Genomic DNA, 25,858 nt, shown 5'->3' with positions numbered 1-25,858 from the left:
TATTTATTCTTTGCTTTGGCTCATGAGTACTTTGCGGCGCGTGGGAGATGGCGGTGTTTAATAAGATTTTGATTGTGTGTGTCGGCAATATTTGTCGCAGCCCCATGGCGGAAAATCTACTGCGTGCCGCACTTGCTTCCAGCGATATACAGGTGAGTTCGGCGGGGTTGGCGGCGCTGCATCAACACCCGCTGGAAGCCACGGCTTCGCGGGTACTGGAAGAACACGGGCATGCTTTTCAGCCCCACCAGGCACGGCAATTGACGAGCGGGGCGGTGAGTGAAGCGGACCTGATTCTTGTGATGGAACAGTGGCAGATCGAGGAGGTGCTCAAACTCGCGCCGGTGGCTCGGGGCAAAGTATTCCTGCTGGGCAAGTGGCAGTGCAATAGAGAAATCAAAGACCCTTACCGCCAAGGCAAACCGGCATTTCTACAAGCGTATGGCTTGATTGAGGAAGCGACGGATGCGTGGGCGCAGTTGTTGGCGGGTTGAGGTTGTTTGAATGTTATTTAAGGTCGGACATGATCGCTTGAACCCTCTATTGGAATATTGGGAAAGTGACTCGTGAGTTGAGCGTCAAGTGTTGAGAAGATTGTGTTGTCAGGCTCTAGTGAGCGTTTGTGTGTCGAGTATAGCCGTTGTACGTGCATGGAGCCGGGCGTCTTGCACCCTGTGCCATTCCTAGACTATCTGTAAGAAAAAGAACTGACTTATGCAATCAGCAACTGCGGTAACTTCACACCATTCGGATGACACTGATTTAGACTTTATGGCGCTGGTGGGTACTCTACTGGATCATAAATGGCTGATCGGTGGAATCAGTATTGTCTTTATGGCCCTAGGCGCGGCCTATTCGGTATTGACGCCGCCGATCTATCAAGCGACCGCGTTAGTTCAGGTCGAACCGAAGAAGGGCGACATGCTGGGCTTCTCGGATGTCGGCAGCCTGCTCGGTAAAGAATCGCCGACGGTGACCGAAATCGAACTCATCCGCTCGCGGATCACCATCGGGACCGCCGTCGATAACCTGAACCTGGACCTTGACGTCAAACCCAAGCATTTCCCATTGCTGGGGGACTTTATTGCCCGTCGTTTCAAACCCACCGAACAGGAGGCAGTGGCTGCACCGTGGTTGGGGTTGAGCAGCTTCGCCTGGGGTGGTGAGGAGCTGAAGTTTTCCGAGCTGCGCCTTCCCGCCAAACTGCTGGGCCAGGAGCTGACGTTGACCGCCGGCAATGGCGGCAGCTTCACGCTGTCGGACCAGGACGAGGCTGTTTTGCTTGAGGGCCAAGTGGGGCGCGCCTACGACAGCAATGGCATCAAGCTGCGTGTCGAACAGCTTCGGGCCAACCCCGGCACCACTTTCAGCGTGGTCCGTTCACCGCGCCTGAGCACCATTTTGCGCTATCAGAAATTGCTGGATGTGGCTGAACGCGGTAAGGAATCGGGGATTATCGGGCTGGCCCTGGAAAGCCCGCGACCTGCCGACGCGATTCAAGTGCTCAATGAGGTTGCACGCATCTATGTGCGGCAAAACATTGACCGTACCTCGGCAGAAGCCGCGCAAAGCCTGGCGTTTCTCAAGGGCCAGTTGCCGCAGGTGCGCAAGGATGTCGAGCAGGCGGAAGCGGCGTTGAATCAATTTCAGATCCGCAACAAGACCATCGATATCAGCCTGGAAGCGAAAGCCATCCTGGATCAGATCGTCGCGTTGGATGCCAGCATCTCCGAACTCAAGATGCAGCAGGCGGAAATAGAGCGCAAGTTCACCCCTCAGCATCCCGTGTACCGGGCGTTACTGACTCAATTGGCAGAGCTGACCGAGCGCCAGAATGAGTTGGCCAAGAAGGTCGAGAGCCTGCCCACCACCCAGCAGGAGCTGCTGAGCCTGACCCGCGATTTGAAGGTCAGCACCGAGATCTACACGCTGCTGCTGAACAAGTATCAAGAGTTGGACGTGATGCGCGCCGGCACCGTGGGCAATGTGCGGCTCATCGATACCGCCGATGTCGATTTGCGAAGCCCGGTCAGGCCGCAGAAAGCGCTGATCATCGTGATTGCGACACTGCTCGGTGCCTTTATCGCGATCGCATTGGTGATGTTCCGCAAAGCGCTCAACCGCGGTGTTACCAACCCGAATGACCTGGAAAAGCTCGGCTTGCCGGTCTATGCCGCGATCCCGTTCAGTACGATACAAAAAGAACTGGATCAAAAAATCCTTCGTAAAGACCAGCTCGGTGGCGCACGACTGTTGGCCATGACTCACCCCTCGGACCCAGCGATCGAAGGCTTGCGCAGCCTGCGTACCAGCTTGCATTTCGCCATGCTGGAAGCCGCTAACAATCGCCTGATGATCTCCGGGCCGAGCCCGCAGGTCGGCAAGACATTTGTGTCGGCGAACCTGGCGGCGGTGGTTGCCCATTCAGGGCAGCGGGTGTTGTTGGTCGACGTGGACATGCGCAAAGGCTATTTGCACAAGGTCTTCGGCGTATCGGTTGAAAACGGCTTGTCTGACGTGCTGGCCAAAAACTGCGAACTCACCGCAGCCATCCACCACACGGCCGTGGACAACCTCCACTTCCTCGGGCGCGGGCAAGTACCGCCGAACCCCTCTGAACTATTGATGCACGCCAATTTCAGCGCGTTCCTCGAACAGGTCAGCGCGCTGTATGACCTGGTGATTCTGGATACCCCGCCGTTTCTCGCGGTGACGGACGCAACCATCGTGGGGCGTCAGTCGGGCACCAACCTGATCGTGGCTCGCTTCGAAGTGAACTCCGTGCGTGAAGTGGAGTTGACGATGCGTCGCTATCAGCAAAGTGGCATCGAGCTCAAAGGCGCGATTTTCAATGGCATCGAAAAACGCTCATCCGCCAAATACGGCTATGGCGCCTACAGCTATTACAACTACGACTACAAGTCAGACAGCGTTTGATCTTGCGCTACCGGCAATCGACGTCCAACGAGCAGCCTTTTTACCACTGGCCGCAGGTTCAAAGAGAAACGTTATGAAAGTTACAGTTTTTGGCATCGGTTATGTCGGCCTGGTCCAGGCCGCGGTACTTGCTGACGTCGGTCACGACGTGCTTTGCATCGACATCGACGTTTCGAAGGTCGAACGTCTCAATCAGGGGCATATTCCGATCTATGAACCTGGCCTGGAGGCCCTGGTCAGGGATAACCGTGCTGCCGGTCGCCTGAACTTCACCGCCGATGGCGTGGCCGCGGTCAAGCATGGCGAAGTGCAGTTTATCGCCGTGGGTACGCCTCCCGACGAAGACGGTTCCGCGGACCTCAAATACGTGCTGGCGGTGGCTGAAACCATCGGTCTGCATATGGACGCGGCGCTGACGATCATCGACAAATCCACCGTCCCGGTGGGCACGGCCGATAAGGTCAGCGCGCGTATTGCGGCCATGCTGGCTCAGCGCGACCGCAGCGATTTGAGCTTCGAGGTGGTGTCCAACCCGGAGTTTCTCAAGGAAGGCTGTGCGGTTGCCGATTGCACACGGCCGGACCGCATTGTCATCGGCACGGCCAGTCCACAGGCCGAAGCGGTCATGCGCGAGCTGTACGCGCCGTTCAATCGCAATCACGACCGAATCATCGTGATGGATGTACGCAGCGCCGAGCTGACGAAGTACGCAGCCAACTGCCTGCTCGCCACCAAGATCAGTTTCATGAACGAGATGGCCAACCTGGCCGAGCGCTTGGGCGCCGATATCGAGATGGTTCGCCAGGGGATCGGCTCCGACCCGCGCATCGGCTATCAGTTTCTTTACGCGGGCGTCGGTTACGGCGGCTCGTGCTTCCCCAAAGATGTCCAGGCGTTGATCCAGACCGCCGACGGCATCGACTTCGATGCCACGCTGCTCAAGGCCGTGGAGCGGCGTAATGCCGAACAGAAACAGACCCTGTTCAACAAGCTTTCCAGTCGCTTCAACGGCGAGCTGGCGGGTAAGACCTTTGCGCTCTGGGGGCTGAGTTTCAAACCCAACACCGATGACATGCGTGAAGCACCCAGCCGGGTGCTGATGGAGGCCTTGTGGCGCGCGGGCGCCAAGGTGCAGGCCTATGACCCGGAAGCCATGGAAGAAACCCAGCGCATTTATGGCGACCGCGACGACTTGCGCTTGTGCGGCACCCAGGAGGCAGCCCTCAAAGGTGCGGATGCATTGATGATCGTCACCGAGTGGCAGGCATTCAAGGCGCCGGATTTCAACGTGATCAAACGGCAACTCAAACAGCCGTTGATTTTTGACGGACGCAACCTGTTCGACCCCGGCAGCGTGCTGAAGAAAGGCATTGAGTACATTTCCATTGGGCGACCTCTCAATACGGTATAGGTCCTCCCATGAGTGTGCTTAAAAGAGTCGTCAACGGCATTGGCGCCAACTCGTTTGGTCAGGTGGTCAATCTGCTGATCCAACTGGTGAGTGTCCCGGTCCTGATCGCCAGTTGGGGGTTTGGCGCCTACAGCGAATGGGTCGTGCTGTCTGCGATCCCCACCTACCTGGCGTTATCCGACCTTGGGGTAACCACCGCCGCCTCGAGCAAGGTGGTGATATGGCATGAGCGAGGCCGGTTGAAGGTTGCCAGTGCGGTCTACAGCACCAGCTTTGCGTTTTTACTGTTGGTGGGGGTTAGCGTGTTATTGCTGGCTGTTGGCTCTCTGGCGTTTTTCGACCTGTTCAGCCTGCTCAATCTCAAGTCCATCCGGAGCGGCGATGGGGTGTTGATCCTCTCGGCGTTGACTGGGTATTCGTTGCTGTGCCTGCTGACCAACATGGTTTCGATACGTTACCGCGCATCCAAGGCGCTGCCTTTGTCGTCCTTCATCATGAATGTGATCAGGATGCTGGAATGGTCGGCCGCCTTACTGTGCGCGTATCTCACCCATAGCCTGGTTGCCACCAGCCTGGCGCTGTTGATCGTCCGTTCGAGCGGAATTGTGGTCAAGAATCTGCTGGCCGATCGGCTGGGCATCAGCTTGCGCTTCGATCCTTCGGTGGTCGGGAAGCGGGCGTTCATCACCTTGATCAGACCCTCGCTGGCGTCTTTGGCCTTTCCGATCGGGCTGGCGCTGAATGTTCAAGGGCTGACGATTTTGTTGTCGATACTGCTGTCACCGGCCCATGCCGCGATATTCGGTCTTTACCGAACGATCTCAAGGGTGTTGGTGCAGTTTTCCACGGTGGTGAATCAGTCGATCTGGCCGGAAATCTCTTATGCATTCTCCGTCGGTGACAACCAGTTGGTCAGGAAAATGATTCGTTATGCGCTGAGGTTTTCACTGCCCATTGCCTGTGTGATGGGTGCGCTGATCGTGGTATTCGGCGGGTCGATATTCGATGTCTGGTCGGGCAGAAAGGCGGATTACTCGGCAACCGTCATGCTGGTACTGATTGTCGGCGCACTGACGCATGTGGCGTGGCAGGTTTACTGGGTGGCCATGATGGCAACCGCTTCCTACTCGGCGTTTGCCGTGGTGTTCATGTTGGTGTCGATGGTCAGTGTGCTCGCGGTTTTTTGCCTGGCTCAAGACTTCGGACTGCTGGGTGTCTGTTATGTGCTGGTGGCCACGGAAGGGGTGTTGTTCTGCTTTGCCAAACGCGGGTTTTATCGTCTTGAACAGAGGATGGCCCGTGTTAATTAATTACCTGTTCCAGCACCGGCTGAGGGTGAGCCCGTTCAAGCTCGCCGGGTTGAAATACCTGGCCAAGCGCGCGCTGCTGCTCAGCCGATTGCTCCAGGCCAACCACCGCCAGTGCCGGCTGCGCCGACAGGGCGCGACTATCGGTGCGCTGGTGATGATCAACGATGCGGAGTTTGAAGGCGCCGTCGGCCGTTTCAGCATCGGCGCGGGCAGTTTTATCGGCAAGCGCACGTTTATCCAATTGCACGCCCCCGTGAAGGTTGGCGGGCATGTTGCGATCAATGACGGTGTGCGAATCCTGACGGGCACGCACGGCGTGGACGATCCCGCTTGGCGGTTGAAGGTCGCGCCGGTGGTGATTGGCGATTACGCGTGGATTGCCACGGGCGCGATCATCTTGCCGGGGGTGACCATCGGTGAAGGCGCCGTGGTCGGTGCGGGCAGTGTCGTTGCCCGCGATGTAGCGCCTTTCACGATCGTCGCGGGTAACCCGGCGGTCGCGATCAAACGTCGCGCCGAGTGCGCGTTCACCTACAGCCCGGTCAGGTCGAGTGCCGTGGTTGAAGCCTGGATGGGTAAATAAGATGATCCTGGTCGCTCATCCGGTGGGTAATCAAAACGTTCGCGCGCTGTTGGGTGCGTTGAATCAACGGCGCTTGCTGCATTCGTTCCATAGCTCGCTGGCGTTGCATAAAGACTCTTGGCTTTGCCGTCTTCCGGTCGTCGGCAAAGAGTGCCTGCGGCGCACGTTCGACATGGTCGACGGTGCGTTGCTGCACAGCTACCCGCGCTACGATGTGCCTCGCGTGCTCTGTGACAAGTTGAAGTGGTACAGCCTTACGCAGCGCAACATCGGGATGTTCTGCCCGGAAAATGTGTACGAACACATTGATCGGGCCAGCGCGCAGTTCTTGTACAACACCGCGCGCAAACCCAGCCAAGTGTACGGTTATGACGGCAAGTGCAAGGCCCTGTTCACCGCCGCCAAGGCGGTTGGCGGGATCACGCTCAATTATGAGGCGGCCTTCGGCTCCATTTCCTACGCGTGCGGGATGCTGGACCATGAGCGTGAAGCGAACCCCGCGTGGCGGGCGAGCATTCCCAACCTCAGCGAAACCACCATCCGCAAGCAGACCGCCGAACTGGCGTTGGCGGATCGGATCATCGTGGCCAGCACGTTTGCCAAACGCACCCTGGGTGAATCCGGCATCGCCCACCACAAAGTTGCGGTGACCCCCTATGGCGCACCCGCACCGATGGTCCACAAAGAGGTGAATGTTCGGGCCGGGGGGCCGCTCAAAGTGATTTTTGTCGGTGCGCTGACCCAGCAGAAGGGCATCTCGTATTTTTTCGAGGCGCTGAAGATCGCGTCGGGCAGCGTTGCCCTGGATGTCACCGTCATCGGTGCCGACTATGCCAATGGGCGTAACCAGGCGCTCAATAGCGAGCTGAAGAAGTATCGCTGGCTCAGCTCGGCGCCCCACGATCAGGTCATCCGCCAATTGCTGGCGGCCGACGTGCTGGTCTTGCCTTCACTCGCCGAAGCGTTCGGCCTGGTGGTGGGCGAGGCACTGTCCACGGGGACGGCGGTCATCGTTTCGCAGAATTGTGGCGCGGCGGATTTGATCATCGACGGTTTCAACGGGTATGTGGTGCCGATCCGTTCCGCCGAGGCCATTGCTGCCCGTCTGGTCGAGCTGGCCGATGACAGTGAAAAACTCAGTGCGCTGAAGCACAACGCGGTGTTCTCGGCAGGTAGGACGACCTGGGACACCTACGCCAAGGAGGTGCTGGATGCAATCCTTGGCCAACCCTGAGCTGTCCAGCCTGAAGGAGCGTTACAGAAAGCGCGTGGTCAGTGCGTTTGTCCTGATCTATCTGTTCATTTTGTTTGAAGGGGTTTTGCGCAAGTGGCTGCTGCCGGGCCTGAGCTCGGCCATCTATTTCATCAAGGATCCGATCGTTCTCTATATCTATTGGTACGCGTTCAGGTTCGGCTTTTTTTCCAAGAACCTGCTGTCGGCGTACTTCGTCATGTTGTTGGTGGTGTTCTTTGTTCTGGTCTCCGCATTTTTGTTGAGCAGCCCTGAAGGGCTGGTGATCTATGGCTATGGCGTCAGGAACTACTTGCTGTATTTCCCCCTGATATTCGTTGCCGGAAAAACCCTGCAGTTGGCCGATGTCTACCGTTTTGCCCGGATCACGCTGTTTGCGGCGATTCCCATCAGCGTGCTGGTGGTCATGCAGTATTCGTCCGGGCCGCAAGCCTTCGTCAATAAAGGCATTGGGGACGATGACTTCATTTTCATGATCGCCGACGGGGTTGTCCGGCCGTATGGGACGTTCACGTTCACCGCCGGGCACGTTGTTTACGTGTCTGCCTGCTTTGCTTTCCTGGTGGCGGCGATTTTCGACCGGGCCTTGTTCCGCGCAGTGTTTGCCGGGCGATACCTGTTGTTCCCGGTGTCGGCCATCTCGGTGGCGGTGATGTGTTTCTTGACCGGATCGCGGGCCATCTATGCGTATGCCGCCATCGTGCTGTTGGCGGCCTTGATGGTCGCCTTGATCAAGAAATCGCAAAGAAACCTGTTGTCGCTGTTTTTCCTGGTGGCGGCACTGTTTGTCAGCCTGCTGATTTTCATGTCGTCCGACAGTTACCAGATTCTCGTCGAACGCAACCGGAGTGCCGTCGCCAGTGAAGGTTCGCCGGTGACCCGGGCATTCTCCAGTCTGTATGCGTTCACTCGCGTGATCGACGATGCACCGCTCTGGGGACACGGCATCGGCTCGGGTACGAATGCCGCCTCGGCGATATTGCGCGCGGGGCGCGAGCAAGGCGCGGGGTTTTTGCTGGCCGAAGATGAATGGTCGCGGATCATCCTGGAACTGGGCCTTCCCATCGGGGCGCTCTTTATCCTGTTCAGGATCTTCTTGCTGATCTGGTTACTGCTCAAAGCCTATAAAGCGCTGATCAGGCAGGGCACCGGCGTTCCATTGCTGCTGTGCGGTTTCCTGGCGCCGATTTTATTCAATGGGGTCATGACCATGCAGGGCACGTTCCTGGCCTTTGGCGTGTTCTACGCCTGCCTGATTCTTGCCGCTTGCAAGAAGACTTGAATCAATTCAACGGATGAGCGGACAGCACTTGAAGTTATTAAGAATCATCTCTTCGGTTAAACCGGAAAAGGGCGGCCCCATCAACGCTGCCCGCGAAATCGACAAGATTCTCCAGCAGAACGGGCATCTCGTGGATGTCTTGACGCTGGATGCGGACTTCGCCGTCGACTACCCGGGAACCGTTCACTTCATGGGGCCGAGCCTGTTTGGGTATGGCGTAAACGCCAGGATCCGCCAATGGCTGGAACAACACGCCAGTGACTACGACTTTTTCATCGTCAACGGTTTGTGGCAGTACCACGGGTTTATTGCGCGCCAGGTCCTGCACAAGTTGGGGCGGCCTTACATCGTTTATACCCATGGCATGCTCGACCCCTGGTTCAAGCACGCATATCCGCTCAAGCATTTGAAGAAATGGCTGTACTGGCCATGGGGTGAATACCGCGTATTGAGGGATGCCCAGCGCGTGGTGTTTACCAGTGAAGAAGAGAAAATCCGTGCGCGCGAGTCATTTTGGCTGTACCGCGCCAAAGAGACGGTCACCGCCTACGGCACCGCCAGCCCGCCGGCGGGCGGTGCAGCGCTGGCGCAGCGCTTTGTTGATGAGCATCCGGTGTTGAAGGGCAAACGGGTGCTGTTGTTCCTGAGCCGCATCCACGAAAAAAAGGGCTGCGACCACCTGCTGCAAGCCTTTGCCCAAGTGGCTGGCGAAGACGAACGCTTGCACCTGGTCATGGCCGGGCCCGATCAAGGCGGCTGGGTGCAGGCGCTGCAGGCGCAGGCCGTGGAACTGGGGATCGCCGACCGCGTGACGTGGCCGGGCATGTTGCAGGGCGCCGCGAAATGGGGCGCGTTTTACGCCGCCGAGGTGTTTTGCCTGCCGTCCCATCAGGAGAATTTCGGCGTGGTCGTGGCGGAGGCGCTGGCCTGCGGCAAACCGGTGCTGATCAGCAACAAGGTCAACATCTGGCGCGAAATCGAAGCCGACGCGGTTGGCTTTGTGAGCGACGACACGGTGCTGGGCGCCGTGCATAACCTGCGCCGTTGGTTGCGGCTCGACCCGCAGCAGTATGCGGACATGTCCGGGCGCGCCCGCCGCTGTTTTACCGAGCGCTTTCATATCCAACGCGGCGCGCAGCGTTTGCTGGAGATCGTGCGGGAGTGCCTTGCATGATTCTCCAAGGCAATGATCCGTATCGCGCCGCTTCATTTTCATTGTCCCATCGGTTGCGGCGGCAACTGTGGAACACGGTCTATGTGCTGCTATTCCGTACCAGCCCGCGTCCCTTTCATGGGTGGAGGGCGTTTCTGTTGAGGCTGTTCGGCGCGCGCCTGGGCAAGGGTGTGCATGTTTATCCGCGGGCCAAAGTGTGGGCGCCGTGGAATCTCGAGCTGGGTGACCATGTCGGCATTGCCGATGACACCAATATTTACAACATGGCGCTGATTTCTATCGGGCGTTACAGCGTGATTTCCCAGGGCGCGCATTTGTGCGGCGGGTCGCATGACTACAACAGTCGCAACTTTCAACTCTACGCCAAACCGATCGTGCTCGGAGAGCACGTATGGGTGTGTGCCGATGCCTTTATCACGCTGGGCGTGTGTATTGCCGATGGCGTCGTCGTGGGCGCCCGCGCGCTCGTCATCAAAAACATCGCGCAAGCGTGGACCGTGCATGCCGGGCATCCGACCCGGCTTATCGGCCAGCGTACCCAGCATCTGCAAGAGCCTGCACCACGACAAGGGAGTCAAGCCTGATGACCGCACCGCATAACCTGCCTCACCTGCACGGTGGCTGACATGAAACGCGAAACCGTCAGTGTGATCATCCTCACCTACAACGAAAGCCTGCATATCGCCCGCGCGATCGAGTCGGTGCGCGCCTTCAGCGACGAAGTGCTGGTGGTCGACTCGTTCTCCAGCGACGACACCTGCGAGATCGCCCGGCGCCACGGCGCCCTGGTGGTACAGCACGCGTTCGTCAACCAGGCCAAGCAGTTCCAGTGGGCGTTGGATAATTTGCCGATCACCGGTAACTGGACGATGCGCCTGGACGCCGATGAAATCATTGAGGCCGACCTGGCGGAGCAGATCAACACGCGGCTGCCGACGCTGGACCAGGGCATCACCGGCATCAACTTCAAGCGCAAGCATATTTTCATGGGCCGCTGGGTGCGCCATGGCGGCCGCTACCCGTTGAAGATGCTGCGGCTGTGGCGCACGGGGCAGGGGCGCATCGAAGATCGCTGGATGGACGAGCACATCTCGGTGGCCGAGGGTCGCACCATCACCCTGGAGGGCGGGTTTGCCGATCACAACCTGCACGACTTGACGTTCTTCACCCACAAGCACAACCAGTACGCGACCCGTGAAGCGATTGAGATCATCAACTCGCGCCTGGGGTTGTTTGCGGTGCGCCATGAATTGAATGAGGGCCACAGTTCGTTCCAGGCCAAGCTCAAGCGCCTGGTTAAAAACCGGGTGTATAACCGCGTGCCGTTTACCTTGAGTTCGACGGCGTACTTCCTCTGGCGCTACATCGTTCAACTGGGTTTTCTCGATGGCCGCAGCGGCCTGGTTTATCACTTGCTGCAAGGTTACTGGTACCGCTTTCTGGTGGGCGCCAAGGTGCTTGAACTGGAAACCGCGATCGCTCACTTAGACGATAAGGACTCAATCGTCCGCGAACTTTCAAAGTTGACCGGACATAACTTGACGCTGCCCATACCGAAATAACTGACCGTTTTTAACAAACACCCAAGTTCGGGTGTCGGCCTTCGCTCGCCTATTATTTGGGAGATAGACATGAAAAAAGTCGCGCTTATTACCGGGATTACCGGGCAGGATGGTTCTTACCTGGCGGAACTGTTGCTGGAAAAAGGCTACGTCGTGCATGGCTTGAAACGCCGCTCTTCGTCGTTCAATACCCAGCGCATCGATCACATTTACCAAGACCCCCAAGCCCTGCATAAAAACCTGATCCTGCATTATGGCGACCTGGCGGATTCGTCCAACCTGACGCGCATCATCCAGCAGATCCAGCCGGACGAGATCTATAACCTCGGCGCCCAATCCCACGTGGCCGTCAGCTTCGATTCGCCGGAATACACCGCCGACGTAGACGCCCTCGGCACCTTGCGCATCCTCGAGGCCATCCGTCTGCTTGGCCTGGAAAAGAAGACCCGCTTCTACCAGGCCTCCACGTCCGAGTTGTACGGGCTGGTGCAGGAAACCCCGCAAAAGGAAACCACGCCGTTCTATCCGCGCTCGCCCTATGCCGTGGCCAAGCTGTATGCCTACTGGATCACCGTGAATTTCCGCGAAGCCTACGGGCTGTATGCCTGCAACGGCATCCTGTTCAACCACGAGTCGCCCCGTCGTGGCGAAACCTTTGTCACCCGCAAGATCACCCGCGCCTTGACCAACATCGCCCTGGGCCTGGAGCAATGCCTGTACATGGGCAATATGGACGCCTTGCGCGACTGGGGCCATGCCAAGGACTACGTTCGCATGCAGTGGATGATGCTGCAGCAGGACAGCCCCGAAGACTTCGTGATTGCCACCGGGGTGCAGTATTCGGTGCGCGATTTCATTCGCTGGTCGGCGGCGGAACTGGGGCTGCGCTTGCGCTTTGTCGGCGAGGGCGTGGAGGAAGTCGGGGTGGTCGAGCACATCGACGGCGACCTGGCGCCCGGCATGCTGGTGGGTGACGTGATTGTGCGGGTGGACCCGCGTTACTTCCGCCCGGCGGAAGTCGAGACGCTGCTGGGCGACCCGTCCAAGGCCAAGCAGAAGCTGGGCTGGGTGCCGGAAATCAGCGCCCAGCAGATGTGTGCGGAGATGGTCCGCGAAGACCTGCAAATCGCGCGGCGCCATGCGTTGCTGCGCCTGCACGGCCACGATGCGCCGATTGCCGTGGAGAACTGAGCATGGCACGTGATCTGAACGCACGGATCTTTGTCGCCGGCCATCGCGGTATGGTCGGCTCGGCCATCGTGCGCCGCCTCTGGGCCTTGGGTTATACCCAGATCCTCACCGCCGGCCGCGATCGACTGGACCTGTTGGACCCCGCGGCCGTGCACGCGTATTTCGCCGAACAACGGGTCGACCAGGTGTACCTGGCGGCGGCCAGGGTCGGTGGGATTCACGCCAACGCCACGTACCCCGCCGATTTCATCTACCAGAACCTGATGATCCAGGCCAATGTGATCCACGCCGCCCACACTCATGGGGTGTTCAAGTTGTTGTTCCTCGGATCGTCGTGCATCTACCCGGTGCTCGCCGCCCAGCCGATGACCGAGCAGGCGCTGCTTGCCGGCTCGCTGGAACCGACCAACGAACCCTACGCCGTGGCCAAGATCGCCGGCATCAAGTTGTGCGAAAGCTACAACCGCCAGCACGGGCGCGATTACCGCAGTGTGATGCCGACCAACCTGTACGGCCCGGGCGACAACTACCACCCGGACAACAGCCATGTGATCGCCGGCTTGCTGCGCCGTTTCCACGAGGCGGTACAGCGCGGTGACGAAGAAGTGCTGATCTGGGGCAGCGGCGCGCCACGGCGCGAGTTCCTGCATGTGGATGACATGGCGGCCGCCAGCGTGCATGTGATGGAACTCAGCCAGGAGGGCTATGGCGAACACACCGAGCCTATGCGTTCCCACGTCAACGTCGGCACCGGCGTGGATTGCACCATCCGCGAACTGGCCGAGGCGCTGGCCCGGGTCACGGGCTTCAAGGGCCGTTTGCGGTTCGATACCAGCAAACCCGACGGTGCGCCGCGCAAGTTGCTCGATGTCAGCCGTATCAACGCCCTCGGCTGGGAAGCCTACGTGCCGTTGGAGGAGGGGCTGCGCGATGCCTACAACGCGTATCTCGCGGCCCTCGAACAGCCTCGGGGCCATTAATGAAGATCCTTTTGTATGGCATCAACTACAGCCCCGAGCTGACCGGCATCGGCAAGTACAGCGGTGAACAGGCGCGCTGGCTCGCCAGCAAGGGTCACGCGGTGCGGGTGGTCACGGCGCCGCCGTATTACCCGCAATGGCAGGTCGGCGAGGGCTACTCGGCGTGGCGTTTTCGCACCGAACAGGTCGACGGCGTGACGGTGGTGCGCTGCCCGTTGTACGTGCCGCGCAAGCCCACGGCGCTGAAGCGCTTGCTGCACCTGATCAGCTTTTCCGCCAGCTCGTGCCTGGCGGTATTGGGGCAACTGCGCTGGAAACCGGACCTGGTCATCCTGGTGGTGCCGACCTTGTTCTGCGCGCCCCAGGCCTTGTTGTTGGCCAGGCTGTGTGGCGCCAAGTCCGTGCTGCATATCCAGGATTATGAAGTCGATGCGATGTTCGGCCTGGGCCTGGGCGGCAGCCCGTTACTGCGGCGACTCGCGTGGGGTGTGGAGCGCGGCTTGCTGCGGCGCTTTGACCGGGTCTCGACGATATCCAGCGGCATGCTGGAGAAGGCGGCCGGCAAAGGCGTCGAGGCGCAGCGCCTGCTGTTCTTTCCCAACTGGTCGGAGACCGAGCGTTTCCTCGATGTACCGCGCAACAGCGGGCTGCTGGAACGGCTCGGCGTGCCGGCGGGAAAGCGGGTGCTGTTGTACTCGGGCAACATCGGCGAGAAGCAGGGGCTCGAACTGATCCTCGATGCCGCCCAGGCTCACGTCCATCGCCCGGAGCTGGTGTTTCTGATCGTCGGCCAGGGCGCCGGCCAGGCCCGCCTGCTGCAGCGCGCACACAGCGAGGGCCTGCACAACGTGGTCTTCGCCCCGTTGCAGGCCTATGAAGACTTGCCTGCGCTGCTGGCCTCGGCGGACGTCCACCTGGTGATCCAGAAACGCGGCGCGGCGGATTCGGTATTGCCCTCCAAGTTGACCAATATTCTGGCCGTCGGCGGCAATGCGATCATCACCGCTGACCCCGACACCACCCTTGGCCGGCTGTGCGACGAGCATCCGGGCATTGCCGTGCGAGTCGAACCCGAATCGGTCAGCGCCCTGAATGCAGGGATCGAGCGGGTGCTGGCATTGCCTGTGCGCAACAGGGTGGCGTTGAACTACGCCGCGGATTTTCTCGATAAAGAGCGTGTCCTCCAACGCTTTATGGCACAGGTCTGACGCTTATGTGGCTTGATTTACCGACCTTCAATACGGTCGTGACGTCGACGCCGTTGGTGGCCATCGACTTGATCGTGAGGAAACCCAACGGCGATACGCTGCTGGGCTTGCGGATCAACCGGCCGGCCTATGGCTTCTGGTTCGTCCCCGGCGGGCGCATCCAGAAAAACGAAACCCTGGACGACGCCTTCCGCCGCCTGACCCACGAAGAACTCGGCCACACCTTCGAACGCGCCGATGCGCAGCTGCTGGGTGTGTTCGAGCACTTCTACGACGACAGCGTCTTCGCCAACGCCGGGAACGGCCCGGACACCCACTACGTGGTGCTGGGTTATTGCCTGACCCTTGCCGAGAATCAGGTCCTGGAACCGCCCACCGAGCAGCATCGGCACTACCGCTGGTGGCCGCTGGATGAGCTGCGCTACAGCCCACGTGTACACGAGAACACCCGTGCCTATTTCTGACCCTCTATCGAAGGACGCGTTCATGTTATTACCGGTGATCTTGGCGGGCGGTTCGGGTTCGCGCCTGTGGCCGCTCTCGCGGCAACTGAACCCCAAACAGTTCTTGCGCCTGACCCATAAAAGCCTGTCGATGTTGCAGCAGACCATTGGCCGGCTGGAGGGCGCGGATGTCGCCCTGCCGCAAGTGATCTGCAATGAGCAGCACCGTTTTCTGGTGGCCGAACAATTGCGTCAATTGGGCATGGAGCAGGCGAGCATCCTGCTCGAACCCATGGGGCGCAATACCGCGCCGGCGATTGCGCTGGCGGCCTGCAAGGCGCTCGACGAGTCCCGCGACCCGATTCTGCTGGTGCTGGCGGCGGATCATTTGATTGAAGATGTTCCCGCGTTTCATGCCAGCCTTGCGGTGGCGCTGCCGCTGGCCGAGGCCGGCAAGCTGGTGACGTTCGGCATCACGCCGACCAGCGCGCACACCGGGTACGGCTATATCGAGCAGGGCGAGGCGGTGGGCGAGGGCGGGTATGCGGTGAAGCGTTTCGTCGAGAAGCCGGATGCCGCCACCGCCGCCGACTACGTGGCGCGGGGCGATCATTACTGGAACAGCGGCATGTTCATGTTCCGTGCCAGCCGTTACCTGGACGCCTTGGCACGCTTGCAGCCGGCGATTCTCACGGCCTGCCGTGCGGCGTTGGCCGCGGGGAGCCAGGATCAGTTGTTCACCCGGGTCGATGAGGCGCTATTCGCCGCCTGCCCGGACGACTCCATCGATTATGCGGTGATGGAAAAAACCAGCGACGCGATCATGGTGCCGTTGCAGGCCGGTTGGAGTGATATCGGTTCCTGGTCGGCGTTATGGGAAGCCAGCGAGAAAACTGACGGCGGCAACGTGCTGCAGGGCGATGTGCTGCAACTGGATACCCGCGATACCTACGTGAACGCCGACAGCCGCCTGGTCGCCACGGTGGGCGTGCAGGACCTGATCATCGTCGAAACCAAGGACGCGGTGCTGGTGGCGCACAAGGACCAGGTGCAGCAGGTCAAGGGCATTGTCGACCAACTCAAGCGCGACGGGCGTCATGAGCACCTCAACCATCGTGAGGTCTACCGGCCCTGGGGCATGTATGACGCCATCGACAGCGGCCACCGCTACCAGGTCAAACGCATCACCGTGAAGCCCGGCGCCAAGCTGTCGGTGCAGATGCATCATCACCGTGCGGAGCACTGGATCGTGGTCAGCGGTACGGCCAAGGTCACCAATGGCGAACAGACGTACCTGGTCTCGGAGAACCAATCGACCTACATCCCCATTGGCCAGGTGCATGCCTTGGAGAACCCCGGCGTGATTGCGCTGGAATTGATCGAAGTGCAGTCGGGTTCTTATCTGGGCGAGGACGATATTGTGCGTTTCGAAGACAAGTACGGCCGGGCCTGAGGTTTTCCGACAATTAATAACATTTGCTCCGATGTTAAACCGCCAGCCTTGTTAGTTTCGCGGCCTCAACGTGTTGATACACGGGGGCTGGCTTCGAGAAATGTTATTTTCGAACGAATACGTTCAACTTTCCGGGTAATGTCCGGGCTGGTGCGTTGTTTACTTGAGTGGCACTATCAAGGTGTATTTCAGCGGCACCCGCTCGTTTGCTAAATGCTCACTATCGATAAGGAGTCTGATATGAGAAAACAACTGGCTATTATTGTGCTCAGTCTCTTGAGTACTTCTGCCATGGCTGCCGAGTTGCCGCTTGGCCTGAGTACCGCGGTGGTCGGCTCTGTGACGGTGGGGGAAACCCTGCTGGTCGGCGCGGCCCTGGTCGCGGGCGTCGCCGCCGCGTCCAGCAGCGGTGGCAGCGCCAATGGAGGCACCACCACAGGCACCACTGGCACCACGGGTACCACCGGTACCGGCAACTAACAGAACGCCTTCCGCTTTATAAGACTGCTTGGAAACCCCTCCCAAGTAGTCTTTTTTTCTTGTCGTTTATCGCGAGTGTCTTAGCACTATGATGCGTATTTTTTCTGTGGCGGTCGTGGCCTCCGCATTGTTACAAGGCTGCATGTTTGCGCCCGGTCAATATATGGACACCGAGGCAATGACCAAGGAGGGCGGTGCTGAAAGCAGTCGCGTGGAGTTGATCCCGATTACTCCAAAGTTGCTGGCCATGGACGCGGCGACTCAAGTCTCTTATGCGCTTCCCAAAGAACTGCTCGATTATAAACCCGGGCCCTATTTGATCGGCCCAAATGATGCGTTGTACATCACGGTCTGGGACCATCCGGAATTGACTGCGCCTTCCGGTCCGCAGCAGCAAATCGATGCCAACGGGCGCCTGGTCAACCCCGACGGCAACCTGTTCTACCCCTACGTGGGCGAAGTGGTTGCCAAGGGCCGCACCCTCGCGGCGCTGCGCAGTGAAATCACCGATAAGCTCCGTCAGTACATCGACAGCCCCCAGGTGGATATCAGTGTGCTGCGTTTTGCCAGCCAGCGAGTGGTGATCACCGGTGCAGTGCTCAAGGCTGGGCCTGTACCGATCACCACCACCCCGATGAGCGTCATGGAGGCCATCGGTGCTTCCGGCGTCGATCCGATCAATGCCGACCTCTCGAACCTCACGCTGACCCGCGGCGGCAAGCGCTACACACTCGACCTGGACACGTTCAATCTCAACCCGTCGCGCTTGAACGATATCTACCTCAAGGACGGTGACCAGTTGTACCTGCCCTACAACGACCGCAAGCGCATCTATGTGATGGGCGAGGTCATGCAGCCCCGCGCATTGAGTTTCAAGACACGCAGCATGAACCTCACGGATGTGTTGGGCTCGGTGGGCGGCATCAACCAGAACACCTCGAACGCCGATGCGATCTACGTGATCCGCGGCGCACAGAACCTGGACACGCAACCGGCCAAGGTCTTCCATCTGCAAGCCGGCTCCCCGGCGGCCATGGCCCTGGCCACGCGCTTCGACGTGCAGCCCCAGGACGTGGTGTTCGTCGGCCCCGCCAATATCACCCGCTGGAACCGGGTCATCAGTCAGTTGATACCTTCCGCCTCGATCATCGGCACCGGTGCTTCCACCCAAAACAACCTGAGCGAAGCCAACAGCCGATAAGGGTGGAACCTGCGTGAACAGTGTGAAAACCGGTATTTACGTGTGCCTTGCGTGGCTGTTGTGCGGCTGCAATCCACTGATGCAGGCCTCGCTCGATACCTTCAAGGCGGCCGTCGTCGGGCCTGCGCCATTGGTGCTGAGCCAGGCCCAGGTGGACGCCGTGCCGTTTCCCCAGATCAAAGTGACCACGGTGTCCAGCGAAGGCGTGATGGCGTTGATTCGTCAGCGCGACGACCTGCAGTTCTGGGTCGCCTCCGGCAAACAGGTGCTATTGATGCGCGATGGCCTGGTGGTGCGTACCGTTGGCCTCGGCACTGATCTGGATGGCACGCGCTGGCAAGGGCAGTCGCCGTTCCAGCAGGGGCTGCACCGCGTGCCGGACGGCTACCGCAGCAGCCGGCAGATCGACCTGGTGGATGGCTATCGCGTCGGCATCACCGTCACCAGCCGTCTGACCCGCGAGGGCATGGAGACGCTCGAGATCCTCGACAAGCCTTACACCTTGTTGCGCGTCGATGAGGACATCGAAGCCGAGGCCCTGGGGTTTCGTGCGCGCAACCGTTATTGGGTCGACCCCACTGACGGCTTCATTGTGCAAAGCGAACAGCACCTCAGCCCGCGCCTCACGTTGAAAATCACCCAACTGCAACCCGCCCGCAAGGAGGCCCGATGACCGCCCGCAAACGATGGGCGCTGGCGCTGTTGTGGAGTTGTGCCAGTGCATGCCACGCCGCCCTGACGGTGAGCGGCCAAGTCCTGCACCCCGGGCCGATCGCCCTGCCGCCCGAGGCGCGCTTGCTCGACGCGATCATCGCGTCACAACCGGATGCCCAGGGCTATTGGCTGGCGGCGGCCTGGCTGCACCAGCCATTGATCGAGCCCCAGGCCCGGCTCAAAGCCGGTGTGCTGTTTGACCTGGATACGTTGCGCCAGGCTGCCTTGGCCGCCGGGTACGACAGCCGGGCCGACTTGGCGGCGCGCGTTTACCGACAGGTGCAGGCCTTGCCGGTGACCGGCCGGCAACGCGCGATGCTGGACCCGGTGGCGGTGGAGGTCGGTTTTGCGCCCAACCTGCGGGTCAGCGACGGCGATCGACTGATCTACCCGCCCAGGCCGGCAGGTGTGCGCGTCCTGGGCGCGGTCGCGCAGCCTTGCACCCTGGTGTTCCAACCGATGCGGGCGGCACGCGATTACCTCGACGAATGCCCGGCGGTGGCGGGGGCCGATGTCGACTATCTGTGGCTGATCCAGCCCGACGGCCTGGTCACGCGCCTGGGCATTGCCCCCTGGAACCGCGAGACGGCGGCCGCGCCTGCACCGGGCAGCACGCTGCTGGTGCCGCTGCGCAGCGACGACCTGGAACCGCCCACCCCTGAGCTGAACCAACAACTGGCCGAGTTTCTTGCCACCCAACCCCTGGCTGAGGTCACGCCTTGAAATTATGTATTGCAGCCGTGCTGCTGGTGCCCTGTGGCGTCGCGCACGGCGATCCGCGTTACACCCAGAGTGATTTTGGCGGGGTCGGGCTGTTGCAAACCCCGACCGCACGCATGGCCCCGGCCGGCGAACTCAGCGTCAATGCCAACCGCACCGAACCTTACAGTCGCTACAGTTTTTCCGCGCAACCGCTGGACTGGCTCGAAGGCACCTTTCGCTACACCGCCATCACCAACCGCCCCTATGGCCCCGAATCGTTCAGTGGCAGCCAGAGCTACAAGGACAAGGCCGTCGACGCCAAAGTGCGTCTCTACGAGGAAAGCCACTGGTTGCCCCAGGTCGCGCTGGGGATGCTCGACCTGGGCGGCACCGGGCTGTTTTCCAGCGAGTACCTGGTGGCCAACAAGCGTTATGGCGAATTCGATTTCAGTGCGGGCATCGCCTGGGGTTACCTGGGCAGCCGGGGCGATTTCGGCAACCCGCTGGGCGCGCTGAGTGATCGCTTCAACGAGCGGCCCACCGCCGAAGGTTCCGGCAATTTCTCCAACGGTTACTTCCGCGGCCGGCCCGCCCTGTTTGGCGGCGTCGCCTACCAGACACCCTGGGCGCCGTTGAGCCTCAAGCTGGAATACGAGGGCAACGACTACCAAAACGAGCCTCGAAACAACCATCTGCGCCAGGACTCGCCGGTCAACCTCGGGCTGGTTTACAAGGTGGCCGACTCCGTCGACCTGAGTGCCGCGTGGGAGCGCGGCAACACGGCGATGTTCGGTATCACCCTGCACACCAATTTCGTCAGCCGCAAGGCGCCGGTCAAAACCTACGACCCGCCGGCCCCCAAGCTGCCCGTCCAGGCGCCGAGCGTCGCGATGGATCAAGTGGATTGGGCCGCGGTGTCCAAGCGTTTGCAGGACAATGCCGGCTATAACGTGCAGCGTATTGCCCAGCGCGGCCCTGAGTTGTTGGTGTATGGCGAGCAGCAGCGCTATTTCTACAGCGCCAAGGCCGTGGGGCGCGCCAGCCGTATCCTGGACGACAGCGTCAATGACCAGATCAGCTGGTTCACCCTGGTGAGCGAGCGGTATGCCATGCCGATCGAAGAAACCAGCGTGCCCCGCGAGACGTTCCGCGAGGTGGTCAACCAACGCGAGCCCCTGCAGACCCTGCATCGCCAGACCGAAGTCAACCCGCCCAGCGCCCCGGCGCAAACGCTGCTTTACACCCAAGCGCCCAAGCCCCTGAGCTACGGCGTCGGGCTGGGTTACAAGCAGAACGTCGGCGGGCCGGATGGCCTGCTGTATCAGATTTCCGCCGACCTCGACGCCGAATACCGCTTCACCCGCAACACCTGGTGGAGCGGCCTGCTCAGCGTCAACCTGCTGAACAACTACGATGGCTTCACCTACGACGCGCCCAGCGGCTTGCCGCGCGTGCGTACCGATCTGCGCAAGTACATGACCAGCTCTGACGTGACCGTGCCGACGTTCCAGCTCAACCACGCGGTGCGACTGGATCAGGACCTGTATGGCATGGTCTACGGCGGGTTGCTGGAATCGATGTACGCCGGTGTCGGCAGTGAGGTGTTGTACCGGCCGATGGGCCAGCGCTGGGCCTTGGGCGCCGACCTGAACTACGTGCGCCAGCGCGGGTTCGAACAGGACTTCAGCCTGCGCGACTACCGCACGGTCACGGGGCATATCACCGGCTACACCGACTTGCCGTTCAACACACAGGGTGCGCTGAGTGTCGGTCGCTACCTGGCCCGGGACTGGGGCGCCACCCTGGACTTGTCGCGCGAGTTCAACAATGGCGTGCGGGTTGGCGCCTGGGTCACCCGCACCACCGCGTCAAAAGAAGCCTTTGGCGAAGGCAGCTTCGACAAAGGCCTTTACCTGTCAATTCCCTTTGATGAGCTGATGAGCCTGTCGACGATGCGCCGCGCCAATCTGGTGTGGGCGCCGCTGACCCGCGATGGCGGCGCGCGCCTCAATCGCGCGTATTCGCTGCATACGATGACCGATGGCCGCGACAGTGACCTGTTCTATCGGAACTTCGAGAAGATCACTGAATAGACAAGGAAAGGGGGACCTGAAGTCCCCCTTTGTTTGCCTCAGTAAATGTCTTTGGACAGCAGTGTGAACGGCGTTTTCAGCAGGATCTTGATGTCCAGCCACAGTGACCAGGTGTTGATGTAGCGCAGGTCGATGTCGACGCGCTTTTGCATCTTCTCCAGGGTCTCGGTCTCGCCCCGGCACCCATTGATCTGTGCCAGCCCCGTGATACCGGGCTTGATACGGTGGCGCGCCATGTACGCGTGAATCTTCCCCGAGTAGTAGTCGTTGTGCGCAACCGCATGGGGCCTTGGACCGACCAGGGCCATGTGCCCTTGCAGCACGTTGAACAACTGCGGCAGTTCATCGATGGACGTGCGGCGCATGAAACGCCCCACGGGGGTGATGCGTGAATCGTGGCGGCTGGCCTGGCGTACTTCGTGGTCGTCATGCACGCGCATCGAGCGGAACTTCCAGACCTTGATCACCTGGCCGTTCCAGCCGTGACGGTCCTGCTTGAAGATCACCGGGCCGGGGGAGGTCAGTTTGATCAGCACGGCGAACAGCAACAGCAGCGGGCTCAGCAGGATGAGCGCGAGCAAGGCCACGCTTTTGTCCAGCAGCGACTTGCTCAGTGCGGCGGTCGGACGGCTGGTCAGCGGGCTTTCATTGAGGAAAATCGCCGGCAGGCCGTCCACCTCGGCCACGCAGTGATTGAGCAGCAGCATGTTGTTGAGGTCGGGGACCCAGATGACGTCGACGCTGATCTCCAGCAGGTTGATGTACAGCGCCTCGATATGGGTGGCTTCCTGCAGCGAATGGGTGATGTACAGCCTGCGGATGCCGTGCTGCCGGATCAACTGCGGGAGGTCCGGCAGCTCGCCGAGTATCTGCGATTGCACGCCCGGGGCTGCGGTCGCCGTGGCGCCGACGAGGCCGACCAGCGGTGAGCGTTTTTGCCGGGAAAGTGTTTTCGCCAGGTCGGCAGCAAGTTTACCGGTACCCACGATCAGCGATTTATGTCGCTCGTGAAGTTGCCCGTGGTAATAGCGGGAAAGACTGTGGATAGGGATGTAACAGAGCGCCAGCACGGCATAACTAATCGCCGCCCACAGTAGCAGGATTTCGATGGGGAACAACGCGTTAGCATTGCAGGCAATACCCACCGCAACCAGTATCAGCAGGGTAAGTAACCAACCCATGAAGAGTCGGCCCAGTCCCACCGCGTAATCATCTTTCTTGCTGTAGACGTCACATAACATATAGGCCGGGATCGAGGCCAATATGCTAAAGGCGGCCAATACCCGGTAGGGATATTCCAGCTGGCCAGTCTTTAAAATAACCAATGCAAATAACAGTGTGACGACCAAACTTGACGCCAGCGTCCACTGCCCCCAAAAGGTCAGACCTTTGGGTGTTAGGTTACGATGCATTCTCCGGTTATTCAGCATACTACTGCTCCCAGTGGTGACCACTCATGGTGGCAGGCTTAAGCGAGGCGTGGCATTGAAACAGCCAAATAGACAGGCACGCGTAGGCGCGCACAGATTGATATTAATCAACGGCAGGGGGCAGTAGCTGACGAGTTATAACAGGCACATAGCGATAGTTAAGTGGCTGTTGGGTGAGACGGATTGTTATAAAAAGGCAGAGAGTGGAGCGTGATCAACGCCAAGATTAACGACTCTGGAGTTATTATATTTTTTTTCAGCGAAACTGCTGGGCGAGTTCCAGGGGGTTTTTTATCCTCTGGGTCAAGCAATAGCCCCGATTTCTCACTGAACGGAACAAACGCTCGCCATCGTTGACGCGCTTGAATTTTTCCTGAAGTCGGCTGAGGCACATTTCCAGGCCGCGATACAACTCGGGTTCGCGACCAATATTGCGAATAAGTTCTTCTTTACTCACCACGCGTTCTTCATGGTGTAACATTTTTTTGATAAGTGCTGACTCAATCGTGGTCAAGGAAATGCGTAAACCACCCTTGACCAGCATTCGATCATGTTGTGTAAAGGTCCAGTAGTCGGGTGCCTGTAGCGGAGGTTTTTCGGTGAGGGTCGCCAGCGCTTTTTGAGGCCTGTCGGTGCTGTGGAGTTGAACATTTAGTTCCAGTTTATTGTAGGGTTGCAATGTTTTGTAAATGACCGGCGTTGATGCGTTATTGGCGCTGTCGGGTTTTTCGATCGTTGAATTGTTAGTGTAGTGCGAATTGAAATACTGGTTGCCAAACAATGGCGTGCTGGTTGCCTGGGTTTCTGCTGTCTTGGTTCGCGGCGGGCAAGCGATATCGCCATAGAGTAACTCCGCATGCGACGCAAAGTCGGGCAGCGGAATAAAGGTGGGCGTAGTGGTGGATAGGTGTTTTTTGAGTGAGCTCATAGTGGTTACCATGGTCCTATGGGTTGAGTTTTATACATTTTCGGCCGGCGAGTAATAACCGCCCTGAAAGTAATTGAAAGGCAAGCGCTTAGCGAGTGTTGCACTGTCAGAGAATTCAACTTTGTCTGCAATGAATGAGGCTCGGCTGGTGCTTATCAGTTCTAACATGCGGTCGTAGAGCCGGTCGAACAGATCCGAGCGTATATTCAGGCTGAGTCTCAGGAGCACATCCGGAAATGGCATTTTTATATAGTCATAGAGTTTCAGTTCGATCAGCAGGTCAGTCTGCTTTGTATCCAGTGTGTAGTTATTGTAGGCAAGCTTGATACTGCTGCGGTCTTTGAGGTTATACAGTTGGCGCACCATCGCGCGGCGTTCTGTGGGGCCGGGAAGTGCGTCCAAGGGGTTTTCTATAGTGATAACGAGTTGCTGCTTATAGCTTTCCAAGACATGCGCGACCTGGATAAGTTCCTTGAGCGTGTCTTCGGACATAAGCGCTGATTGCTCGATGCGCAGAAATTTATGAGTCACCGGCTGTGCAGAAGCAAGTGGTAAATGGCTGAAATCGGCAGTCATGCGTGGGTCGATGCGCGACAGGGCGTCACGGTAGGCGCATTTAAGTTGAGCGCTATACAAAGGCTGCGAATGCTCTGGGAGATTGAGCAGATTATGTGCGCTGGTTACGCGAATCTCATTGCCCCAAAGTGCGCAGCTGCGCTCAACTATCGCTTGTCTGAAGAGCTTGGGTTGGGCTATTGTGACAGGCGATATTTTCTCGTTATTCACGACGCTATCTCTCCTGGGTTGGGTGCAAATACTGGGCGGAAATAATCCCACGGCTCAACTTGTAACCGTAGCCACGGATGTTCTGAATGATATTTTCGCCATAGCGCGCCTTGATTTTGCTGCGCAGGCGGCTGATGGATTTTTCCAGGGCTCGGGAGTCGTAGAATTTGGTGTTGAGCCCCATAACATTGGCGATTTCATCGTGACTGAGCAGTCGGTTATAGATCAGTGCCTCGAGAACTTTCATTTCGATGAAGGAAATCTCAAGTTTCTGACCGTTGCCGTAAATGCACATCCGGTCCTGATCGAGAATAAGTTTGCAGCAGTCCAAGCGATACGTTTCATTGAGAAACGCCTCGACTAAACTCAACTTTTCTTCAGGGGAGGTTTCGGTGACTTTTAGGCAGTAGTCCGCGCCGGCCAAATAATATTTGGTTTTACTTTGAGTAGAGGCGAACGTGATGAAGACAACTATCAGGCCAGTCGGGTTTTTATGCCTGGTTTTTTTTATGATGTCCAGGGTTTGACTGCTGGCAGAAGGCGTGTCGATTTCTATGACGATGGCGCGATAATCGGCGTGATCTTCATGGTGACCGACTAGTTGACCGTAGCTGCGTGTATCGACTTTTAAATCATTCGGTACAGTGCGAACTATAAGTGCTCTGAAATCCTCAGTTTTAGACGTAGTCCGTGCAATAGCGAGGACGTTGGAAAAATGCATCACCTACTCCCTTTTCT

General features: G+C 59.1%; 24 protein-coding genes. 20 read left to right on the top strand and 4 right to left on the bottom strand.

Features of this window, described 5'->3' with window-relative positions; translation table 11 throughout:
- The first annotated feature begins 53 nt into the window (after positions 1 to 53).
- From ACVWZP_RS08665 to ACVWZP_RS08570, 20 genes are all read left to right on the top strand, one after another.
- The gene (locus ACVWZP_RS08665; RefSeq protein ID WP_169850583.1) at positions 54 to 494 is read left to right on the top strand and encodes a low molecular weight protein-tyrosine-phosphatase; all 441 of its coding nucleotides are present in this window, start codon (positions 54 to 56) and stop codon (positions 492 to 494) included.
- A gap of 220 nt (positions 495 to 714) precedes the next feature.
- Positions 715 to 2,937: a polysaccharide biosynthesis tyrosine autokinase gene (locus ACVWZP_RS08660; protein ID WP_457369672.1), complete on the top strand. Its 2,223-nt coding sequence runs from the start codon at positions 715 to 717 to the stop codon at positions 2,935 to 2,937.
- Between the two features lie 73 nt (positions 2,938 to 3,010).
- Entirely contained in the window at positions 3,011 to 4,348 is a 1,338-nt protein-coding gene (locus ACVWZP_RS08655) for a UDP-glucose dehydrogenase family protein (RefSeq protein WP_046383840.1), read from the top strand.
- 8 nt (positions 4,349 to 4,356) lie between these two features.
- On the top strand, positions 4,357 to 5,658 hold the full coding sequence (locus tag ACVWZP_RS08650) for a lipopolysaccharide biosynthesis protein (protein WP_057004824.1): 1,302 nt from the start codon (positions 4,357 to 4,359) through the stop codon (positions 5,656 to 5,658).
- Complete coding sequence (locus ACVWZP_RS08645; protein ID WP_288078433.1) at positions 5,648 to 6,241, top strand: acyltransferase; 594 nt, start codon at positions 5,648 to 5,650, stop codon at positions 6,239 to 6,241. Before ACVWZP_RS08650 ends, ACVWZP_RS08645 begins: the two co-directional genes overlap by 11 nt.
- Before the next feature lies 1 nt (position 6,242).
- Positions 6,243 to 7,475 carry a glycosyltransferase family 4 protein gene (locus ACVWZP_RS08640; protein ID WP_046383838.1) on the top strand — a complete coding sequence of 411 codons (1,233 nt, stop codon included), beginning with the start codon at positions 6,243 to 6,245 and terminating at the stop codon, positions 7,473 to 7,475.
- A complete protein-coding gene (locus tag ACVWZP_RS08635; protein WP_046383837.1) occupies positions 7,453 to 8,775 on the top strand; it encodes an O-antigen ligase family protein in 1,323 nt (440 codons plus the stop codon). Before ACVWZP_RS08640 ends, ACVWZP_RS08635 begins: the two co-directional genes overlap by 23 nt.
- A gap of 28 nt (positions 8,776 to 8,803) precedes the next feature.
- Positions 8,804 to 9,949 carry a glycosyltransferase gene (locus tag ACVWZP_RS08630; protein WP_102617947.1) on the top strand — a complete coding sequence of 382 codons (1,146 nt, stop codon included), beginning with the start codon at positions 8,804 to 8,806 and terminating at the stop codon, positions 9,947 to 9,949.
- Positions 9,946 to 10,533, top strand: coding sequence for an LbetaH domain-containing protein (locus ACVWZP_RS08625; protein WP_046383836.1), 588 nt, complete (start codon positions 9,946 to 9,948; stop codon positions 10,531 to 10,533). The genes ACVWZP_RS08630 and ACVWZP_RS08625 overlap by 4 nt, the downstream gene beginning before the upstream one ends.
- 42 nt (positions 10,534 to 10,575) lie before the next feature.
- Positions 10,576 to 11,511 carry a glycosyltransferase family 2 protein gene (locus ACVWZP_RS08620; RefSeq protein WP_046383835.1) on the top strand — a complete coding sequence of 312 codons (936 nt, stop codon included), beginning with the start codon at positions 10,576 to 10,578 and terminating at the stop codon, positions 11,509 to 11,511.
- 69 nt (positions 11,512 to 11,580) lie between these two features.
- Positions 11,581 to 12,702 carry a GDP-mannose 4,6-dehydratase gene (gene gmd, locus ACVWZP_RS08615; protein WP_046383834.1) on the top strand — a complete coding sequence of 374 codons (1,122 nt, stop codon included), beginning with the start codon at positions 11,581 to 11,583 and terminating at the stop codon, positions 12,700 to 12,702.
- 2 nt (positions 12,703 to 12,704) lie between these two features.
- Positions 12,705 to 13,682 (top strand): GDP-L-fucose synthase, encoded by a 978-nt coding sequence (fcl, locus tag ACVWZP_RS08610; RefSeq protein ID WP_046383833.1) that lies wholly within the window; start codon positions 12,705 to 12,707, stop codon positions 13,680 to 13,682.
- On the top strand, positions 13,682 to 14,890 hold the full coding sequence (locus ACVWZP_RS08605) for a glycosyltransferase WbuB (protein ID WP_108526500.1): 1,209 nt from the start codon (positions 13,682 to 13,684) through the stop codon (positions 14,888 to 14,890). Before fcl ends, ACVWZP_RS08605 begins: the two co-directional genes overlap by 1 nt.
- 5 nt (positions 14,891 to 14,895) lie before the next feature.
- Positions 14,896 to 15,354, top strand: coding sequence for a GDP-mannose mannosyl hydrolase (locus ACVWZP_RS08600; protein ID WP_046383831.1), 459 nt, complete (start codon positions 14,896 to 14,898; stop codon positions 15,352 to 15,354).
- Positions 15,355 to 15,376: 22 nt separating this feature from the next.
- Positions 15,377 to 16,786, top strand: a complete 1,410-nt coding sequence (locus ACVWZP_RS08595) for a mannose-1-phosphate guanylyltransferase/mannose-6-phosphate isomerase (RefSeq protein ID WP_046383830.1) — start codon at positions 15,377 to 15,379, stop codon at positions 16,784 to 16,786.
- 240 nt (positions 16,787 to 17,026) lie between these two features.
- Positions 17,027 to 17,266, top strand: coding sequence for a hypothetical protein (locus ACVWZP_RS08590; RefSeq protein ID WP_046383829.1), 240 nt, complete (start codon positions 17,027 to 17,029; stop codon positions 17,264 to 17,266).
- Positions 17,267 to 17,354: 88 nt separating this feature from the next.
- Positions 17,355 to 18,467 carry a polysaccharide biosynthesis/export family protein gene (locus tag ACVWZP_RS08585; protein WP_079443579.1) on the top strand — a complete coding sequence of 371 codons (1,113 nt, stop codon included), beginning with the start codon at positions 17,355 to 17,357 and terminating at the stop codon, positions 18,465 to 18,467.
- Between the two features lie 13 nt (positions 18,468 to 18,480).
- Positions 18,481 to 19,140, top strand: a complete 660-nt coding sequence (locus tag ACVWZP_RS08580) for a YjbF family lipoprotein (protein ID WP_046383827.1) — start codon at positions 18,481 to 18,483, stop codon at positions 19,138 to 19,140.
- Positions 19,137 to 19,904, top strand: a complete 768-nt coding sequence (locus ACVWZP_RS08575) for a capsule biosynthesis GfcC family protein (RefSeq protein WP_046383826.1) — start codon at positions 19,137 to 19,139, stop codon at positions 19,902 to 19,904. The genes ACVWZP_RS08580 and ACVWZP_RS08575 overlap by 4 nt, the downstream gene beginning before the upstream one ends.
- Positions 19,901 to 21,976 carry a YjbH domain-containing protein gene (locus ACVWZP_RS08570; protein WP_424801932.1) on the top strand — a complete coding sequence of 692 codons (2,076 nt, stop codon included), beginning with the start codon at positions 19,901 to 19,903 and terminating at the stop codon, positions 21,974 to 21,976. Before ACVWZP_RS08575 ends, ACVWZP_RS08570 begins: the two co-directional genes overlap by 4 nt.
- 38 nt (positions 21,977 to 22,014) lie before the next feature.
- On the opposite strand, the gene ACVWZP_RS08565 is transcribed toward ACVWZP_RS08570, so the two are convergent.
- From ACVWZP_RS08565 to ACVWZP_RS08550, 4 genes are all read right to left on the bottom strand, one after another.
- On the bottom strand, positions 22,015 to 23,406 hold the full coding sequence (locus tag ACVWZP_RS08565) for an undecaprenyl-phosphate glucose phosphotransferase (protein WP_046383824.1): 1,392 nt from the start codon (positions 23,404 to 23,406) through the stop codon (positions 22,015 to 22,017).
- Between the two features lie 256 nt (positions 23,407 to 23,662).
- Positions 23,663 to 24,334 carry a winged helix-turn-helix domain-containing protein gene (locus ACVWZP_RS08560; protein ID WP_046383823.1) on the bottom strand — a complete coding sequence of 224 codons (672 nt, stop codon included), beginning with the start codon at positions 24,332 to 24,334 and terminating at the stop codon, positions 23,663 to 23,665.
- 30 nt (positions 24,335 to 24,364) lie between these two features.
- Positions 24,365 to 25,120, bottom strand: coding sequence for a YuxH family protein (locus ACVWZP_RS08555; RefSeq protein ID WP_128192483.1), 756 nt, complete (start codon positions 25,118 to 25,120; stop codon positions 24,365 to 24,367).
- 4 nt (positions 25,121 to 25,124) lie between these two features.
- Positions 25,125 to 25,841, bottom strand: coding sequence for a winged helix-turn-helix domain-containing protein (locus tag ACVWZP_RS08550; protein WP_046383821.1), 717 nt, complete (start codon positions 25,839 to 25,841; stop codon positions 25,125 to 25,127).
- Positions 25,842 to 25,858: the final 17 nt, after the last annotated feature.

Source organism: Pseudomonas sp. TE36184 (genome assembly GCF_054060055.1).
Note: the sequence above shows the minus strand (reverse complement) of the source record. Positions and strands in the feature narration are given on the sequence as shown.